Genomic DNA, 21,502 nt, shown 5'->3' with positions numbered 1-21,502 from the left:
TTTTTTAACATATTCCCGCTGATTCTCCGCTTGCTGTAATGATCACGAATTATCACGATCCTTTGGCATGGATCGCTGGGCAACTTTTTGTAACAAATCAAAACCAATTTAGTGCTGAAAAGCCGTCCTTACCGCCGTAACGTAACCGTCAGAAAAATGTAATAGAATGCTCCAGCGAATGGTGCTGATGAATAGTTTAATCCAGCCGTATAAAGGAGTCTTGCTGAGCACGCGGTAAAGCTATTTTTTTACTATTGTTTTCAATTAGTTATCACCATTAACACTGGCAATGTTGAGTGACGTGTATCACTGCCGCAAGAGTGGTAATTTTATAAAAGTTTAGGCAATATGAAAAAGGTCTCGGGGCAACAAAATCCAATATGGCTTTAGACAACCCACCCGATACGCCCAAAACGGCGCCATCGACCACACCTGACGATACCGGCGAGATCGTTGTCGCACAGGTGGGCAATGAGCCAGACGTCACATCGGATGTCGCTCAGTCAGAACCGCCCCCCGACGGCGCGCCGGGCGAACCCGGTGGTTCTCCCGGCACTGCCATAGACTTGGACCCCGAAGCCCTGGCCACCTTACTTCTGGCGATATCCCAGGGTCAGGATATTGATGAAGCCATGGGCCAGATGCTGGAAAGCAGCCTGGCCCGGGCCGCCGACCTCAATGCCACGCCGGAATCCATAGCCGCAGCCGTTAACGCGTTCCGCTCCACCCTCGTCGACATCATGTCCGAAGGGTTGAGCGCGGAAGATGCCGTTGTCGCCGCCGATCAGGCATTTCTCAGCGCCCTGCAAGTCAACCAGGAACAGCAGGCAGGTGAGCAGGATGCCGCCATCGCCAATGCACTGGCGACCGGCGAGAACGTCGACCAGGCCGTCGGGGAAGACGCAACGGCATTCGAGGAAGCCTTGCAGGCCGCATTGGATGGCGGCGCCGACATCGGCGAAGCACTGGCACAAGCCGAGGAAGCACAAGCGGTCCAGGACCAGATTGACGCTGAACTTGCCGCCGCAACTCCAGGCGATGCGCTGATCGCGGCGCTCGCGTCCGGCGAAGGCGTCGAGGAAACCGTCGGGGCGCTTGAAGGAGACGGCACGGGCGATGCCGCTGCCGCGTTCCAGGATGCCCTTGTCGCCGCACTTGGCGAAGGTGGCAGCATCGGTGACGCACTTCAACAGGCCAATCAAGCCGCCGAATCCAGCAGTCTGGTCACTGCCGAACAGCGGGCCGACGAAGCCAATGCAGATCCCCTGCTCGCCGCGCTTGCATCGGGCAACAACGACAGCGGCGCATTGGGTCCGGACACCACCGGCATGTCGCCCGAGGAAGCCGCCGCCGCCAACGAAGCTTTTCAGCAAGCACTGAACCAAGCGCTCGACAATGGGGGTTCCGCCACTGACGCCCTGCAGGCCGCCAGCAATGCATCGCAGGCCGCTGCGACAGCAACGGCGGAAGCCTCAGCAGGCGAACAGAACTCGGTCCTTGCCCAGCTTGCTTCAGGCAATGCCGACAATCTGGGTCCCGACACGTCCGGTATGTCGCTGGAACAAGCTGCGGCGGCAAACGAAGCATTCCAGCAATCACTGACCGGTGCGCTTGCAGACGGTGCGCCGCCTGATGCTGCCCTTGCCGGGGCCACGGAATCGTCGACCGCCGCCGCAACGGCCACCGCTGAGGCTACCGCCGGTGAACAGAACTCGGTCCTTGCCCAGCTTGCGTCCGGGAATGCGGACAATCTTGGGCCGGACACGTCCGGCATGTCGCCAGAGCAAGCTGCTGCCGCGACCGAGGCCTTTACGCAACAGCTTTCGAATGCGGTAACGGACGGCGCCACGCCGACAGAAGCCGCGAGTGATGCAGAAACCGTTTCAACCATTGCCGCCAACGACGCAACACCGGATGCTGGCACAACAACCGGCAGCACGGATTCAACGACGCAAACGGCGGAAACGTCGCCACCGCCACCGCCGCCACCAGACCCACAGGGAAGTCAGGGGGCCTCAGGCAACAACGTTGACATCGCATTCTCTCCGCCGACGGACACACAACCGAGTGGCGGCACGGGCTCAGGCTCTGGGTTGAGCGCCGAAACCGGGCAATCGAACGATGCCGGTAACGAAGGGACTCCGGGAACGGACGGAGATACCGGTGGTCAGGGAGATGCCGACGCCGGGAATGACGGCGATACAGGCAATGGTGACACCGGTGACGGGGATGGGAACGGCGATGGAGGTGACATCTCGTCACCGCCGCCACCGCCGCCGCCACCTCCTCCGCCGCCACCGCCGCCACCGCCGCCGCCACCTCCGCCGCCACCGCCGCCGCCACCGCCGCCGGACGAAATTCGCATGCCGTGGGATAAAGGCGGTGGTTTGTATGTTCCACCTCCACCTCCACCTCCGCCGCCACCGCCGCCGCCGCCACCGCCGCCACCGCCGCCGCCACCGCCACCACCGCCGCCGCCACCGCCGCCGCCGCCGCCACCGCCGCCGCCGCCAAACAAAGGGCCATCGGTGGCCAGCCCGGTCAGCGACTTGGTGGCCAATGAGGGCGATGCGCTCGATCTTTCTCTGAGCAACCTGTTCAGCGATCCGGAAGGCGACGGCATCAGCATGTCCGTGACGGGCCTGCCGTCGTGGGCAAGCTTCAACGGCACCTCCATCACAGGCACGCCCGCCGCGGGCGCTGTAAATCAGAGCCACACCATCACGGTGAACGGCTCATCCACGGGCGGGAATGCTTCAAACACTTTCATCCTGACCGTCAACGACGCACCGGACCTGACGGCAGGCGGCGGCGGCAATGCCATCTTCTCTGCTGGTGGTGGCGCGGTAGCGCTTGATTCCGCAATCGCGCTGGCCGATGCGGAGGGTAACTTCAACGGTGGCACGGTCCGTGTCGAAATGTCCGCGCCTGCCGCCGCATCCGGCACAGGTACGGCAGGCGGATCGAAAGACGATACGCTGTCGGTTAAAGCGCAAACGGTCGATGGTCTGGTCGTCGCCCTTTCCGGAAACGACATCACCGTCGACGGCACTGTGGTCGGCACCATCGACGCCACCCTTGGCGGCACCGCAGACACGACCGTCGGCACAGATACCACCGGCAAGGTTCTGCTGATCACGTTTAACGCCAATGCGACGACGGCACGGGTACAGGCAGTGCTGAAATCGCTGCAGTTCGAAAACTCGGCGGGCACGGTGGTGCAGGAAAATCGCACCATCAACATGACCCTCACCGACGCCAACGGCGCGGAAGAGACATTCTCGACGAGCGTCGAAGCCTATAACAACCAGCGCCCGACGACGTCGGATTTCTCGGTCAATGGGACCGAAGACACCACGCTTACGCTGACGACAGCCAACTTCTCGTTCAGCGATGGCGATGCGGGCGATACCCTCACGGCGATCAAGATCACGCAACTGCCGACCTCGGCACAGGGCAAGCTGCAACTGAACGGCGCTGATATTCCCGTCAATGCAGAGATTACCAAAGCGCAACTTGATGCCGGACAACTGAAGTTCGTGCCGACCGCCGATTACAACGGCACGGCGACGTTCAAGTTCGCCGTCGGAGACGGCAAGCAGTTTACTGCTGTGGCCGATACGAAAACCGCAACCGTGAACGTTGCCGCCGTCGATGATGCGCCGAAGATCACCGCCGCCAGCGGGCGCACGACACCGGCCAACGTGGCAAGGGCTGTGTTGATCGATCCGGGCCTCGCGCTGATCGATCCTGACGCGAACGGGTCGGCCACGGGCACCTATGCCGATACCGGCACGGGTTACCTGCAAATCGCCATCACAACGAACAAGACCACCGGCGATGTCTTGTCGATCAACAACTTCGGCAACGGCGCCGGGCAAATCGGATTCGATGGCACCAACGTCACCTATGCCGGAACGACAATCGGCACCATCGACGGCACGCTGAACGGCACGTCGAACCAGGCGCTGAAAATCAACCTGAACGGCAATGCTTCCAACGATGCCGTGCAGGCCCTCGCCCGCGCGGTGACAATCCGCACCGCCGACCACGATTCCGATACATCCGCCGAGAAGACGATCACCTTCACCGCGTCGGACGGCCAGAACGCGAACACCACCGGTGCCACGCGCATCGTCGATTTCAACGAAGTTCAGTTCGATAATTTCGTGTCTCACACCGGTGCGCGGACGGTACTGTCGTTCGACGGCAACGACCGGATCACGCTCGGCAATGCGACCACGCTGACGGACAGCAATGATCCGCTGACACTGGAGGCATGGATAAACAGCACGGACAACGCTGCAGGCCGAAATACACTGTTCTCGTTCGGCGAAATACAAACGGCGACGGTGCTGAACACCAATTTCTCGAATTCGAGCGGCCTGTCGCTCAGCGGCGATGCAGGAATACATAACGGTCGACTGCGCCTTACCGTGGACTATGACCTCACCAACACGGGTGACGGTAATGGCGCTGAAAGCACATCGACCACCGGGCAAACGTCGATCGGCAGCGCCTTACGCGGCGAACTGCAGTCGGCGGGAGACGTCGACTGGATTCGAGTCATTCTGGTCAAAGGACGGGATTACACGATCAATATTCTCGGTCAGGACAGCGGCGGCGGACGCACGCTCGAAGATCCGGACCTGGAGGGTATTTTTGACTACAACGGTAACGCGCTCTCTGGCTACAGTGGCGACAGTGGCGGTACCGGCGACGATGCCGTTCACACTTATACGGCACCTTACTCGGGTGAGTATTACATCGCAGTCGGTTCGACCAATGGCACCGACAGCAACAGAATCGGCACATACGACCTGCTCGTCTCATCGAGTGACAACCATGGCCAGAATGCCACAGCCACCATCGACCCACCGAGCAACCTGCGCGGCGCGACGTACTTCGACGCGAATTTCGATCTGTACATCACCGACAGCGGCAATGGCATCGCAGACGGCGTTGGCTTCCATTACGGCCTGGCAAGCACGCTTGGCCTAGGGGAAGACCCCCTCTCCAGCGGTCTGAGCGTCACGTTCGACACCCTCGACAACACCGATGTCTCTGGCGATGAGCAAGGTGTCGAAGTGTGGTGGAATGGTTCGCGCATTGGTTCCGCCAACACTTCGGTCGATTTCACGAGCGCCAGCGGTGTGGAGGTCGACGTCTCTTATACGCATTCAGGCCTGACCGTTACGGTCGGCGGCACGAACATCCTCACCAATCACAGGATCACGGCCTACGAGAACGCGACCAAGACCTCTTACGATTACATCTTCACCGGACGCACGGGCGGCGCGAACTCGACACAAGAGATCGACGGCCTGAGCATCACGGCGACCAATCCGTCAAGCACCGCCGGCCAACTGGTCGTCGAAAACGGAGAGCTAAAATACATCCACACCGACCATAGCGGTGAAACCGTCTATGCCGCCGGCAGCACGGGCGGTGCCGACAGTGTGGCCGACGGCGACTGGCATCACGTCGCGGCGACACACGATGGCAACAGCACACTGAAACTCTATGTCGACGGCCAACTCGTTAAGACGTTCACCGGAGTTTCGAAGGACGTCGTCACGGGATCGGTCAGAGTGGGGTCCAACGAAAATGCCAACGGCGATTTCTTTACCGGCTTGATCGACGATATTCGCATCTGGAACGAGGCACGCTCGGACTCGGAAATCGCGGCCGAGCACCTCCCTGACCTCTCGAACCCCGCAGGCGAGTCTACTCTGGTCGGCTATTGGCGCGCAGCCAACATTTCCGGCTCAACGATCACGGATGGATCCTCAAACACCAACAACGGCTCCATTTCTGGCACCACGACGACAACCACAACGTTGCTGTTCCCTGGGCCGAACACGACGGAATGGGCGGTGGTCGAAGGCTCGCACGGGGACAGCCGCTCCAACGACATCGCCTATGTCGATACGAGCACCGGCGAGCTGGTCGTGCAGAACCGCGAACTGGTGCGCACCGCTGATCAGCACAAACCGGCGGCGACCGATCCAGTTCACGTCACCGGCACGTTCATGTTCGACAGCGGCACGGGCGGGTTCATGCACGTCATGACCCGGACCGATCCGTCGTCGACAGACGCCAACGGTCTGCCGAGCAATGGCCTCAACTTCTCTGCCGTCGAAGGCGATGACCGCATTCTGATCGATCGCTTCGTCAACGGCTCGCTGACATCCGTTGCCAACTCCGGCAATGGCTCCATCGATTTCCGCAAGGACACCGAATACACGTTCGACGTCTACGATGACGGCTCGATGGTCCGACTGACCGTGACCGAGGTCGGCAACAGCGCCAACACGGCCACCATCACCGCCACCGACACGACGGACTATTCGGGCAGCAACTACGTCGTCCTGACGAGCCGCGAGGACACAGGCTCCGGCGGCGAGCAGGTTGTCCGCTTCGACAATATCCAGATCGACAACGACATCGTGCTGTCCGAAGACGGCAGCGTCGACGTAACGCTGCCGACGACCGGCCTGACGGGACCGTTCACGTTCAAGCTGCTCGATCAGCCGGAACACGGCGCGATCAGCAACTTCACGGATAATTCGACGGACAGCACGCTGACCTACACGCCGACCAGCGGATATCACGGCGGCGACACGATCACGGTGCAGGTCACCGACACCAATGGCGCGGTCAACGTCCATCAGCTCAGCTTCAGCGTCGATGCAGATCTGGACGTTCAAGTCGCCGGCAAGCATCTAAACTTCGACGGCAGTAACGACTACGTACAGGTGGCGGACAGCAATTCGCTCGATTTTGCTGGCGGCGACAGCTTCACCGCCGAGATGTGGGTCAATCTCGACAACACAACGAACTTACAGTCTCTCCTGGATAAGGGAACGACTTCGGGCGACGACACCAACTATCGCTTGAGCATCCAGTCTGGAGGGCAACTGCAGTTCTGGTCACCCGAAAGCGGCGTTGTTGCGCCGAGCGGCGCTTCGGTCTCCGCCGGTTCATGGACACATGTTGCCTATACCTATGACGCCGCTGCCAACAGCCTGAAGATATACGTGAACGGGGAACTCGCCGGGGCGGCAACGGTGAGCGAAATCGGCACCGTTAACGATGGCCCGCTGCTGATCGGCCGGGATACACAGGGGCGCTATCTGGACGGTAAGCTGGACGAAGTACGTATCTGGTCCGAAGCACGGTCCGCCGAGGATATTCGTCAGAACTACGACCAGCAGCTATCTGGTTCGGAAACCAATCTGCAGGCCTATTTCCAGTTCGATGATGTTCAGAACGGCACCGTTCAGGACCAGACCTCCAACGACAACGACGGCAGCCTCGGCGCGTCGGACACGCTTGGCGACAGTGCGGAACCGACGGTCGTCGACCCTGCCGAGAATGCCGCACCGCAGATTTACGGCAATACCGTCGACACGGCGGAGAACACGGCCGCGACCGGCCAGATGGTGCACGACAACACCGTCGTCGGCACCACGACGTACGGCATCGACAACGGCTCCACGACGGTTACCAGCTTCACGACGACCAAAGGCGGCACGGTAACGATCGATTCCAGCACGGGTGAGTGGACTTACACCCCGGCCACGAACTATGCCGGCAGTGACAGCTTTACGCTCAAAGCCACCGGCGCCACGTCAGGCAGCGATTCCGAGACCATCACGGTAAACGTCGCCGGTGCCGGAGACGAGAACTCGGTCGGCATGCCGGATGGAATACTGCAACTGGACGGTAACGCCGCCCACGTCGATCTGGGATCGAAATCCCAATTGGCGTTCGGGTCCAATGCGTTCACGGCTGAAGCGTGGATACGGACGGGCAACACGACCGCCGGTCGCATGGACCTAATCATGCTCGGCGATTCCAATACCGCCGGCGAAGGCGCGTTCCTGTTCTTAGAAGACGGCAAACTCAAGTTCGATACGTATGCTGGGACCGACGTCGTCAGCACGACATCCGTCAACGACCAGGCATGGAACCACGTCGCTGTCACGTATGACGGCACCAACATCTCGCTGTACGTCAACGGCCAGTTGGAAACAACCACAACCTATTCGCTGACGATACCGGAAGACGCTTCGCGTATCGGCAGCGACTCCCAAACCCAACTTCTTGAGATCGACGAGGTCCGCATCTGGTCCGATGCCCGCACCGCCGACGAAATCTCCGCCAATTACCAGAAACAGCTTGCCGGTAACGAGAATAACCTAACGCTCTATTACCGCTTCGACGATGATCCGGACGGCAGCACTCTCGACAACAAGGCGACGGCGACCGGTAGTGCGCTTGACGGGACACTGGCCGGCGATACGAAGATCATTTCCATTCCGCTCCACGCAGTGAACTTCGACGGCAGCAACGACACGTTGCGGAAGGATTTGGTTGCCGGGGATTCCGTCCTGACCGGCTCCGGCAGCTTTACCTACGAAATGCGGGTGAGAACCGATGCAGCCGGCGTGCAAACAATGATGAGCATCGGTGAAAACTCGGGCAATTCGACGACCAGCAATGGCACGGCGCTTCGAATTGAAAGTGACGGAAGCCTCGGGTTCAACCGGTCGACCGGTGACAACGCTGCCGATGTGAAGGGCACGACCGCGGTCAATGACGGGCTTTGGCATCATTTCGCCGTTTCGTACGATAACTCGACGGGGATCACCCGGCTTTTTGTCGATGGCGAAGTGGTCGGCGTAACAACGCTTGCCGCTTTCGACCTTTCAAGCGGCATTTTCCGCATCGGCACTGGCCTCGGTGGCGGCAATGATTTCACCGGTCAGATTTCCGACGTCCGTATTTGGAACGTCGCCCGGACCGTCGCCGAAGTCGCCGACAACGTCGATAAGAATTACACCGGCAACGAGGGCGGCAAGCTGATCGCGCATTATCCTCTGGATGAAGTCGTTTCGAGCAACCTCCTGGATACTTCGGGCACACTTGATCTCGCCATTGTCGATAACGCGGGAACGGACGCGACCCTGGTGGCGACGGCGCCCACCATTCAGGGCACATCCGGCGAGATACAAGAAAACGCAACTCTCTCGGGTGAGATGTCGGCCAACGACGTCGCGGGCACGCCCACCTACTCCGTCTCCGTCACCGGCAAGACGACCAGCGCCGCGGATGCGGATGGCCGGGTTTCAGTCGAAACCGCCAACGGCGGCACCGTGACCATCGACACGTCGTCCGGTGCATGGACCTACGAACCTGCCAACAACTGGTACGGCACGGACAACTTCAATCTGACCGCCAGCGGCGACAATTCGACGTTCGACAGCGAGACGATCTCGGTCACCGTCAACAATGATGCCGAGAACTCCATCGTTATCAACGACGGCGTGCTGCACACGGAAGGCGAGTCCGGGGCGCACGCCAGCGGATCGATCGGCACAAACACGATCTCAAATCAGGTTACGATCGAGTTCAAGGTCAACTTCGCCGAACTGCCTGCTGCCACGCAGAGCATTCTGACGATTTACGACACAACAGGCGGCAACGCGCGCTACGTGCCCTACGTCGATTCCAGCGGGAAGCTGAACTTCTACGCGTCCACCGGCTCATCCGCGAGCAGCAACTTCACGCTACAAACCGACACCTGGTATGACCTCGCCTTCACGCACGACGGGTCCACTCTCAAAGCCTACGTCAACGGCGAACTGGTGGCGTCACAGGCCAACAGTACCATGACACTCACTAATGTCGCGCAGGCACTGCGCCTTGGTATTGATCTTGACGGCGGATCGCAACCGACCAATGCGCTGTTCGACGAAGTCAAGATCTGGTCCGAGGCACGGACACAGGAGCAGATCCGCGACGGCATCGACCAACCGGTCGCCAGCGGCACGACCAATCTCCAGGCCTATTACAAGTTCGACGATCAGACATCGGCCACAGCGGTGCAGGATCAGTCCGGCAATAACCGTGACCTGACGATCAACGGCAGCGCCAAGGTCATCGACGATCTCAAGGGCGGACTGTCGTTCGACGGCACCGACGACGTCATCACCATTGCTAACGATACCAGCCTGAACAGCGCGCAGGGTACATGGTCGACCTGGTTCAAGTGGGACACGAGCGCCAACCCGACGAATGGCGCCATCCTCATGGGTCGTCACGACGCGACAACGTCTTATAACGGCCTTTTGATTGCCGTCGAGCCGGACGGCGACGTTCTTGTTCAAGGCAAGGACGCGGATAGCCTCAACGCCGAGATCAGTGTCTCCAACCCCGGCGTCATTGACGGCGCATGGCACCAGGTGACGGTCGTATACGATCAGGCTGCAGGCGGTCTTAACAAGGTCTACGTCGACGGACAGCTCGTCGGTTCTGTACAATCGTCTGCCGCGTGGAACTGGGGCGGACAAGACCTGCAGATCGGTGACAGTCCGGATGCGTACTGGACCCCTTGGAAAGGCGAAGTCGGCCCGGTCCAGATCTACAACACCAAACTCACCGACGAGCAGGTTGCCGACCAGTTCGGCAACGAGATCGATCCCGCCACCAGCGGCTTGGTCGGCTATTACGACTTTGCCGAAGGCACGGGCTCGACCGCTGCCAACGACGCCACAGGTGGCACACAGGCGCCTGATGCGACGGTTTCCGGCGCGACGTGGATCGATCTTGATAACGACACCACCGCGACGACGCTGGTCATTCAGGAAGATGAGGTCGCGACCGGCCACATGCTGGCCAATGACGTACCGGGCACGGCGACCTATTCCGCACAGACGAACGGCCAACACGGCACCGTTACCATGAACACGGACGGCACCTGGTCCTACAAGCCAGTTGAAAATTATTACGGCACCGACACCTTTACGCTGCGCGTCTCCGGTACCGATTCAGACGGGACCGTCTTCAACGACGACCAGCAAATCACCGTCACCATCAACAGCGTTGACGACGGCAATGCGGTGCAAATCTCCGATGGCGCGCTCAGCCTCGACGGCACCAACGATTACGTCACGGTCGCACACGCAACCCAAAACGCCCTGGACGGCGATTTCACGGTCGAAACCTGGGTCAATATTTCCGGCACCGGCAATCTGGGCAATACGACCGGCGGCCCAATCATCGCCAAGGAAGGGCAGTTCGCCCTTGGCCGTTTTGCAGACGGCAGTATTAACGTCGCCATCGCCAGCGCCTCAAATGCGTTCAGTTGGGTCGATACTGGATATGATTTGGCACTCAATACCTGGACGCATCTTTCGCTGACCTATGACGAAAGCGCAGGACGGATTGAACTGTACGCCGACGGCGACCTTGTAAGTGAGATGACCCATGCCAACATTCCGACGACCATTTACACCACGAGCAATCCGCTGACCATAGGCGCCCGTCCCGTTCATTCCGATTACGTTGAAGGGCAGATCGAGGAAGTCCGGATATGGAATGTTATTCGCACGGCAGAGGAAGTCCGCGACAACTACGACCAGCAATTGGCAGGCAACGAGACCAATCTGCAGGCGTACTATCGCTTCGACGACGACACTGACGGCAACGTGGTTCAGGACATCGCCGGCGACAATAACGGCACGCTGACGGGTGGGGCCAACATCGTCGACCCGGCCAGCGGGTCCGAGCCTTCCGTGCACGGCAATGCCATTGAAATTCAGTCTAGCGAAGTTGCCGCCGGTTCCATGACCGGCATCGACGTACCGGGCACACCCGCCTACTCCATCGTCGGCGGCACGACGACCTTAACGACGGCAAACGGCGGCAGCGTCACGATCAACGGCTCGACCGGCGCGTGGTCCTACGATCCGGCCGACGGCTATTACGGCTCGGACAGCTTCACCCTGCGGGCAGCCTCGACACATAACAGCGTCAACTTCTCCGATGACGAAATCATCACCATCACCATCAAATCCGATACCAACTTCGAAGCGCACGACGGCGTGCTTCAAGTGGACGGCAATAATTCATGGGCCTACGTCGGCGATGTGAATGCCCTCGACATCACGGGCGACCTGACAATCGAAGCGTGGATCAATCCGCAAGGCCCCGGCAGCGCCAGTCCCCTGGGCGGCGTTATCGCGGGGAAAGAAAATGCGTATCTGCTCAGCCGCGCTGCCGACGGAAGCATTCAGTTTGCTTTCAATGGCCCGGGCGGAACCTGGAACTGGACCGATACCGGTTACGACGTATCGGTTGATACCTGGGCACATCTGGCCCTCACCTACGATGCCAGCGCACGCACGGTTCAGCTTTTCGCGAACGGCGAACTGGTTTCAACCAAAACGGACGGCTTCATCCCGACTTCCATCACGTCCGGCACCGGCGCCTTCGCCATTGGTGGCCGCCCGGCAATTGATGAGGAGTTCGAAGGCCTGATCGACGACGTGCGCGTCTGGAACGATCTGCGCACCGCCGATGAAATCCGCGAAAACTACGACCAGAAGCTGTCAGGTTCCGAAAACGGCCTCGCCGGATACTGGAACTTCGACGACGCCACCGGTACGACGGTGCAGGACGCAACGTCGAACAACAACGATGCGACGCTTGCCGGTAACGCGCGCGTCAACAACACACTCGGTGCGTCGATGGAATTCGACGGCAGCAGCGATTACGTCTCTACCAGCGGCATCAATCTCGCCAACAAATCGTTTAGCTGGGAATTCGATGCCTATCGGGACTCGACCGCAAACATTGATCTGGCGCTCACCAGCAATGACGGTACCAGCGGCAACCAGCACTTCTTCCACGCCGGCTTCATGGACAGCAACACGTTCCGCTACAGCTTCAATCAGAACACCGGCAACTACCGGATCGATTACACCGATACGACCGGCCCGAACGGCGACGGCACAGACGTCTGGAACCATTGGGCCGGCACGTACGATGCCGACAGCAATGTCGCACGCCTGTACCTGAACGGCGAACTGGTTGCAGTGGAACAGTTTGACGGTGATTTTCTGGGCACTGCGAGCCTGTTCATCGCCACGACGGATCCGGCGCAGTCGACGGGCCACTATTTCGACGGCAAGCTCGACAATGTCCGGGTCTGGGACGGCGTGCGTACCGGCGAGGAAATCCAGGCGAACTACAACACGGCCCTGACCGGCAATCAGGACGGAAACCTACTGGCGAACTATACGTTCGAGGAAACGTCCGGCAGCACCGTCACCAACACCGCGAATTCCGGCACGTACGATGGCACCGCGATCGGCGATTACAATCGCGTCGATGTTTCGCCAAACATCTACGCCAACGCGATCACGATCGACGAAAACGAGGTCGTTCAGGGTAATATGAACTCGGGCGGCGCCGACGGTTCCGCCACCTTCGCCGTCGACGCCACGAACGCGCACGGCACAGTAACGCTGAACACGTCCACAGGCCGCTGGACCTACACGCCGCACGAAAACTACAACGGTTCGGCCAGCTTCGTGCTGACCGCGACCGGCGCCAACGGCACCACAGACAGCGAGACGATTAACGTCACGATCAACGCCGACGCGGCGCAGCGTTCCCCCGTCACGAACGGCGGTGTACTCGTTGTCGACGGCACGAACGACCACGTCACGGTGGCAGATAACGCGGCGCTCGATCTCTCCGGCGCATTCACGATGGAGACCTGGATCAACCTCGAGAGCACGACTGCGCTCCAGAACATCATCGACAAGTCTAGCGGCGGCAACGTCAACTACCGTCTCTTCGTCGAGAACGGGCACATCGGGGTTTTCTCGCAGGCGTCGGCGACAGTAAAGACATCCGATGGCATCGTTCAGGCCGGTGAATGGACGCATGTTGCCGCGTCCTTCGACGGCACCAACGTGACGTTCTATGTGAACGGCGAGCGGGTCAGCGACCCGCAGGCCTTCACCACCGATGGCGTCAACAATGGACCGCTTTACATCGGCCGCGACGATGCCGGGCGTTACGTCAACGGCATGATCGACGACGTCCGCATCTGGAACGACGCGCGCACAGCTGACGAGATACAGGCCAACTACGATCAGCTGGTGTCGACCGGCGATGGCCTCGCCGGGAACTGGACGTTCGACACCACAAACGGCACGACGGTGACCGACCGTTCCGGCAACAACCTGACCGGCACGCTGACCAACGGCGCGGACGTTCTCAACCTGCCGCAAAAAGCCATATCGCTCGACGGCAGCGATTTCATCAATGCAGGTTCTGGCACGGGCAACGAACTGCAACTCGACGGCGACATGACGGTTGAGCTTTGGGTCAAACCGGATGCCATCAGCGGCACACAGGCGCTGATCTCGCTTGGCGGCAAGAACGGCGACGCCATCCCCGCCGACACGTACCTGTTCGGTCTGAATCTGAAATCTGACGGCACCTTGAATGCGTTCCATGAAAACGGCAGTTCCGAGCCCGGTATCACGACTGTCGCCACGCTCTCTGCGAACGAATGGGCCCACGTCGCAGTCACGCGCGACGTCAGCGAACGTACCTATACCGTCTTCATCAACGGTGAAGCAGTTTCCACCGGCACCTACAGTAATACCCTCGACGTGGTCAGCGCCGCGACCGCAACCAATGCGACGTTCAAGATCGGCACGCAGATCGACACCGACGGCACAAGCCTGACCAGAACCTTCACTGGCGACATTGCCGATGTGCGGGTCTGGAACACGGTTCGTACCGACCAGCAGATTGCGGATTATCACGACCAATCCATCGCCGGCGATGCCAGTGGTGCCTTGGTCGCGCATTACGAATTCAACGAAAGCTCTGGTCAAACAGTCACGGACACGGCGGGCAACAATAACGCCATGCTCGGCGCCAGCAATACGGTCGGCACGGACGATCCGACTTTCGTCGATAGCACGCCTGCTATCCATAGCCTGAGCGTCGCCGTACAGGAAAACCACACCGCCAGCGGCACCATGACCACGAACGATGTCGTGCCGACATCCGCAACCTTCGGTGTGAATTCGAGTGCCTCGCATTCCGCCACCACGTCCCTGACCATCGCCAACAAGGGCACGGTCAATATCGACAGCACTGGCGGCTGGACATTCACGCCGGTCGACAATTTCAACGGCCAGGTGCAGTTCTATGTCACCGCATCCGGCGGCGGCGAAACCGATGCCGAACAGATCACCGTCGACGTACAGGCAGTCAATGTCACATCGAACGAGGTCAACGCAGTTTCGGCCGTCTTCGATGGCGTTGATGACGTTTTGACAGCCACACCGTCCGGCATGCAGGTGGGTACGGGTTCTTTCACCATGGAAACATGGTTCAAGACCACTTCGACCACGGGCGGCCTTCTTGATCTCGGTCGCGAAGTCACGAACGGCTCACTTAAACTGTACCTGAGCAACGGCAAGCTGGCCGTCTCCAATCCGGGTAGCGAGCTTATCAACGCTGCCGATCTGACCGTCAACGACGGCAACTGGCACCATACGTCGGTTGTCTACGACGGCGGTACGGATATCCTAAAACTCTATGTTGATGGCGAACTGGTGAAGTCCGTCGACAGCGTGACATACGATATCCAGGTCGGCGAGGTCGCCATCGGCGGCTACAATCCGGTTAATTCGACGGTTGGCGCGTTCAACGGCAGGCTTGCCGATGTGCGAATGTGGTCGACGGCGCGGACAGCAACGGAAGTCCGCGAGAACTACACACAGAAACTCGCAGGCAACGAAACCGGGCTACAGGCCTATTACACGTTCGAGGATCGCGACGGCACGTCCGTCAACGATGTCACGTCGAACAACAACGACCTGCAGGTGACGTCCGTCGCCGCGACGCTCAACGGCACCAATCAGGGATATACCGTATCCGATGACGCGTCGCTCAACTTCGGCACAACGGGCTCGTTCTCTCTTGAAAGCTGGTTCAAGACCTCAGCCAGCCCTGGCGACTATCAGCGCATCCTGTTCAAGAATGCCGATAGTCTTGATGGCGGCATGCAATACAGTATAGACGTTGACCCCAACGGATATGCAGAACTTCGCTTCAACAACGATGCGGGTGGTAGCACGGCGCTCAAAACCGACATCAAAGTCAACGACGGGTCATGGCATCACTTTGCCGCAGTCTTCGATAACACAAACGATCTGGTTTCGATCTACCTCGACGGGCAACTGGAAAATACGCTTTCGGTGACGGCAATACCGAAGCAAGACAGCGGCAATCTCGGCATCGGTTATGCCATCAATGCTGGCGGCAGCACGGCGGGTCAGTACTTCAACGGTCATATCGATGATGTCCGGATCTGGAACACGGCGCGTACGGCGGCTCAAATCGCCGCCAACTTCCAATCAACGCTGACCGGCAACCAGTCGGGCACGCTGGTCGCCAACTACACGTTCGAGGACGGTACCGGCAATGACAGCGCGGGATCGAACAGCGGGACGGCGCTGAACAGCCCGACCTATTCCCTCGCCAATCATCCGAACGATGCGGCGGGGCCGAGCTATTCGGACGGCGGCCTCGATCTGCTCGCCTCCAGCATTGTCACAAACGAAGACACCGCCACCACCGGCACCATGACGGCGTCGGATGTCGTCGGTACTGCGAGTTACTCCGTTACTACGGCGGCCCAGCACGGCACGGTCAGCATCAATTCATCGACCGGCGAGTGGACATATACCCCGGGGGCTAATTACTCGGGCTCCGATAGCTTCCAGCTTCAGGCGACCGACGGCAGCTTTATCGATCAGGAGACGATTACCGTTACGGTCAGCGCCGATCATGATCCGAACATCGCCGGCGCCGTCCTGCAAATGGATGGTGCCAGCGTGGCAGGCACCATCGCGCATACCAACGCCCTCAATGCAACGTCGAGCGGCTTTACTGTCGAGTTATGGGTCAATGGCAACACCAACGGCCCGCATGCAGGCATTCTGGATAAAATGAACCAGCCGAATGCGAGCGTCTACAATGGTTGGAAACTCAGCCTTCAGGACAATGGGAATACACCTATCTTCTATATAGGTGACAATGATTCGTTTGTCGCTGTCGGACACACAACTAATGTTGATGACGGCGGATGGCACCACATAGCGGCTGTCTACAATGACACGGCTAATACAATTGAACTTTACGTCGATGGCGTGGCAAGCGGATCGCCCGTCAGCACGGCCACTTTAACTCAGTCGCAACTTGCCAGTACCGTCGATTTACTGATCGGCGATGACAATTACAGTACGAACCCGTCCTACAAGGGAATGATGGACGATCTTCGCATCTGGTCGGACGCTCGCACGACAGATGAAATCGCATCGCACTACGACAAACAGCTTTCCGAATCGGAAGCAAACCTGGCCGCCTACTTTACTATGGAAAGCGCCGACGGGGTTACTATTGAGGACAGGACGTCCAACAACCGCGACATCACACTTCAAGTCAGTGACGGCATTAATTCCATCAACCTGCCGGTCAGCGCCATCAGTCTCGACGGCACCGGCGATTATGTTTCTATTCCCGGCAGCGCAACAAATTCAGCCGACATGACAATTGAAAGCTGGGTTAAATGGGGTGGCGGTGCAGACTTCCAACGGCTTTTCGACTTCGGAGAATCCCCGACGACAAGTCCTAATGACTATATGGCCTTCGTCATTCAGGATAATACTGGGAAATCACGATTCTCGATCAGCACAAGCGGATCGGGTGGCGAACAAACCGTCGTCGGTCCAACCATCAACGTCGGCGAATGGACCCATGTTGCCGTTTCCATAGATTCCACAAACGATATCGCGACGATCTACATAAATGGTGAAAAGTTTGCCAGCGCCACCGTTACACTTGATGCGTCGCAAATTACAACGACAAGTGCTTATATCGGCCATCCTCTCTACACCGCCAACGCCGATACAGATGCCGCGATCTCGGACTTCCGCATCTGGAACGATGTGCGTACAGCAGCCGAGATTGCTGCCAATTACAATCACTCACTGACCGGCAATGAGAGTGGCCTGACACTAAATTATAATTTTGAGGAATTCGACGGCACCAATTCGATTACCGACAGCAGCTCCAATACCAACACCGGTACCGCCAATGGCAATCCAACAATCATCGATCCGCGTCCTGGCATCGAAGGAAACACCGTCAGCCTGTCGACCGCCGATACCTTCTCCGGCACCATGACCACCGCCGACGTTACGGGCGATGCGACATTTACCGTTACAGATCAGCCGGATCACGGCACCGTCAGTCTGAATTCCGATACCGGCGACTGGACCTATACACCGAATGCCAATTACATCGGCTCTGACAGCTTTTCCGTCCGTGCTACGGGTGCCACGTCCGGCACGGATGACGAGACCATCACACTGACCGTCACGGCGGCGACAGAGGCCACCGTGTCTCCGACGCAATCAGCCCTGCAATTCGACGGTGTCGACGATTACGTCGACATCGGTCCGATGTCGGAGAACATATCCGGCGCTTATACGATGGAGGCCTGGGTCTATTACAATCCGGCCGCCTTCACGGACAACAACTGGATGCGGATCATCGATCTGGGCCAGGGCGAAAATGATGACAACCTGCTGTTGGCCATCGATCCGGGTTCGGATGTTTTCTCATTCGATACGCGCAATGGCTCAACAAGCAGTTCTGTCAAATCCGACACGACGGCGCCGACCGGCGAATGGGTGCACGTCGCGGGTGTCAACGACGGCGACGGAAACGGACACCTCTATATTAACGGCGAACTGGTCAAGACGACCACCGGCCAGCAGGTCGCGCAGGACGTGGTCCGCACCAATAACTACATCGGACAATCTAACTGGTCGAACGAAAGCCCGATGCACGGCGCCGTCGCCGACGTCCGCATCTGGAACGACGCACGGACCGGCGACGAGATCAAGGCCAACTTCAACACGACTCTGACCGGTTCCGAGGACAGCCTCGTCGCCTATTACACTTTTGAGGATATCGAGAACGGCGTTGTCCGCGACATGGCCGACAACGGGAACGACGCGCAGATCATCGACAACGGGAACGACCCCGGCGTCGCCGCCACCGGCCCGACCGGCGATGTGCTGCAACTGGATGGCACGAACGATTACGTTACCGTCGCCCATGACGCCGCGCTAAATACGACAACATGGACCCTCGAAGCCTGGTTCAAGACATCGGCCCACGGCAGCAGCGACGAATTGCAGGCGGGGCGGATTGTTTCCAAGGGTGTAAACACCTCCCTGAACGGTTATTCGATGGCTATTTATCAGGGCAAGCTGGCAACCGCCACCAACGGTCTGAGCACAAACGGCATAACATCGACATCGAATGTCAATGACGGCGTCTGGCATCACGGTGCTTGGGTCTACGACGGTTCGTCCATGAAACTCTATGTGGATGGCATCCTTGAAGCCTCTGCCACCGGAATCACCGGCACACCAACATTGAACAGCAACCCGTTGACGATCGGCGCATATCAGGAAGGTGCCAACTCACCGCTGCAGCATTTCAACGGACAACTCGACAACGTTCGTGTCTGGGGCGACGCCCGCACTGAAGCCGAAATTCGCGATGGCATGTCTCGGTCCTACGACTACGACACGACTAACTTGCTGACGCAGTATACATTCGACGACGTCAGCGGAAACACGGTTCGCGACAGTGCTTTTACCATGACCGACGGCGGCAGCGGCAACAGGGAAAACAGCAACGACGGCACATTGACGAACGGCGCCAAGGTTGTTGACAGCGGTGCTGGTGGCGGCATATCCGTCAGCTTCCTAGACAAGGCATTACATTTTGACGGCACCAACGATAGCGCCTCGACGGCGACAACGACCCTCGGCCCCAGTGGTGCAGCAGCCAGAACCATAATGCTGTGGGCCAAAACCTCCAGCGACAGCGCACAGTCGATGGTATCCTATGGCGGTGGCGGATCAGGATTGAACCTGATTTTCGGGCTGAATGGTTGGGACCAACCGGGCAGCAGCCTTGAGGGCGGAAAGGGTGTTTCTATCGATATCGGTGGCGCCGCTATCACCTTCCTCCCGGAAACTGCAACCGACGATGGACAATGGCATCATTATACAATGGTGCTACCGTCGGGTAGTAACAAGCTACGTGATCTCAGGGTCTATCAGGATGGTGTGCAATTACGCACTGTCACGGCGCTTTACGATGACGATGAGCTGGACGTGACGATCAACACAACAGCCAGCGCAATCACCCTTGGCGACGGTGGGTCGAGCCGGAACTTTAACGGCGACATGGCCGAGGTCAGTATTTGGGGCACGGATCTTACGACCGCACAAATTCAGCAATACATGAACCAGGAACTCAACGGTTCCGAGACCGGTCTCAACGCCTACTGGCGCGGCAGCGATAACGGTTCCGGTGCCGTGAACGATTATGCCGGCAGTAATGATCTGACGCTGAATAACGGTGCGTCAATTGTCGACGTGACACCGGACATCAGCACCAACAGCATGCGTATCAGCGAAGATACCATCGCCACCGGACAGCTTACCGCGAGCGACACCAATACATCGGCAACGTATACAGTTCAGACGGCCGCTGGAAACGGCACCGTAACAATAGATAGCACAACCGGCGTCTGGAATTACGTCCCGAATGCAGGCTACTCAGGCACCGACGCCTTTACGCTCCGCGCCGCCGGCGCCGAAACCGAGCAGGAAACGGTTTCTATTCGTGTCGGCCAGGACCCGACATTGCCGACGAATTATGCAATCACACTGGATGGCTCTAACGATTACGTCGATTTAGGATCCGATGCCAATTTGTTACCGGGAACCAACGCCTTCACTTATGAAGCCTGGATCAAAACCAGTGACGTGACCAACAATCAGTACGTTTTTGCTGCTGGCGACAATACCGATACTGAAGCCAGTAGTTTGTTCTTCATCACAGGCGGAAAAATTGCTTTGCACAACCCAGGTTCGGTTGGGACCATGAGCAACGCCACCGTCGCCGACGGCTCATGGCATCATGTCGCCGCATCCTTCACAGGCGGCATGAATGGCACCATAAGCCTTTATGTTGATGGCTCACTTGATAAAACCGGCACGACAAGCATTGACGTGACAAGCGGTGTAGCAAGCATCGGGAAAAGTGTCTTCGGCCAATATTTCAATGGTTCCATAGCAGAAGTCCGGGTCTGGAACGACGTGCGCACGGCAACTGAAATTACCAACACCTATGATAAACAGCTCAATGGAGCTGAGCAGGGACTGGCCGGATACTGGACCTTTGATGAAGGTGTCGGACACATAGCAACGGATCAATCCGGGAACGACCATGACGGATCGATCATCGGCGGCACGCACGAGAATCTACACAACATCAGCATCTCCGCCGGCGCGTCCTACAAAGGCCTGATCCTTGGTGCCGATGCCGACAGCAACGACACCCTCAGTTATAGCGTCAGTTCTGCGGCCAACGGCACGCTTAATCTTGATAGCGACGGCAGCTTCGAATACATCAATACAACCAATGCCGACGACAGCTTCAACGTCACGATTACCGACAGTGACGGCAACCAGACGGTTGAAACCATACATATCGACGTACCGTAAAGCGCTCTGGGAAATCAGCCGCA

General features: G+C 58.7%; 1 protein-coding gene. It reads left to right on the top strand.

Annotation, left to right across the window (positions count from 1 at the left end):
• The first annotated feature begins 380 nt into the window (after positions 1-380).
• Positions 381-21,479 (top strand): LamG-like jellyroll fold domain-containing protein, encoded by a 21,099-nt coding sequence (locus tag L2D14_09720; GenBank protein WNJ98158.1) that lies wholly within the window; start codon positions 381-383, stop codon positions 21,477-21,479.
• Positions 21,480-21,502 lie beyond the last annotated feature (23 nt).

This window comes from Thalassospiraceae bacterium LMO-JJ14, from assembly GCA_021555105.2.
Classification (GTDB): domain Bacteria; phylum Pseudomonadota; class Alphaproteobacteria; order Rhodospirillales; family Casp-alpha2; genus UBA4479.
Note: the sequence above shows the minus strand (reverse complement) of the source record. Positions and strands in the feature narration are given on the sequence as shown.

Coding starts and splice junctions, on each gene's coding strand:
- L2D14_09720 (WNJ98158.1), top strand. CDS start 381: ATGGCTTTAGACAACCCACCCGATACGCCCAAAACGGCGCCATCGACC.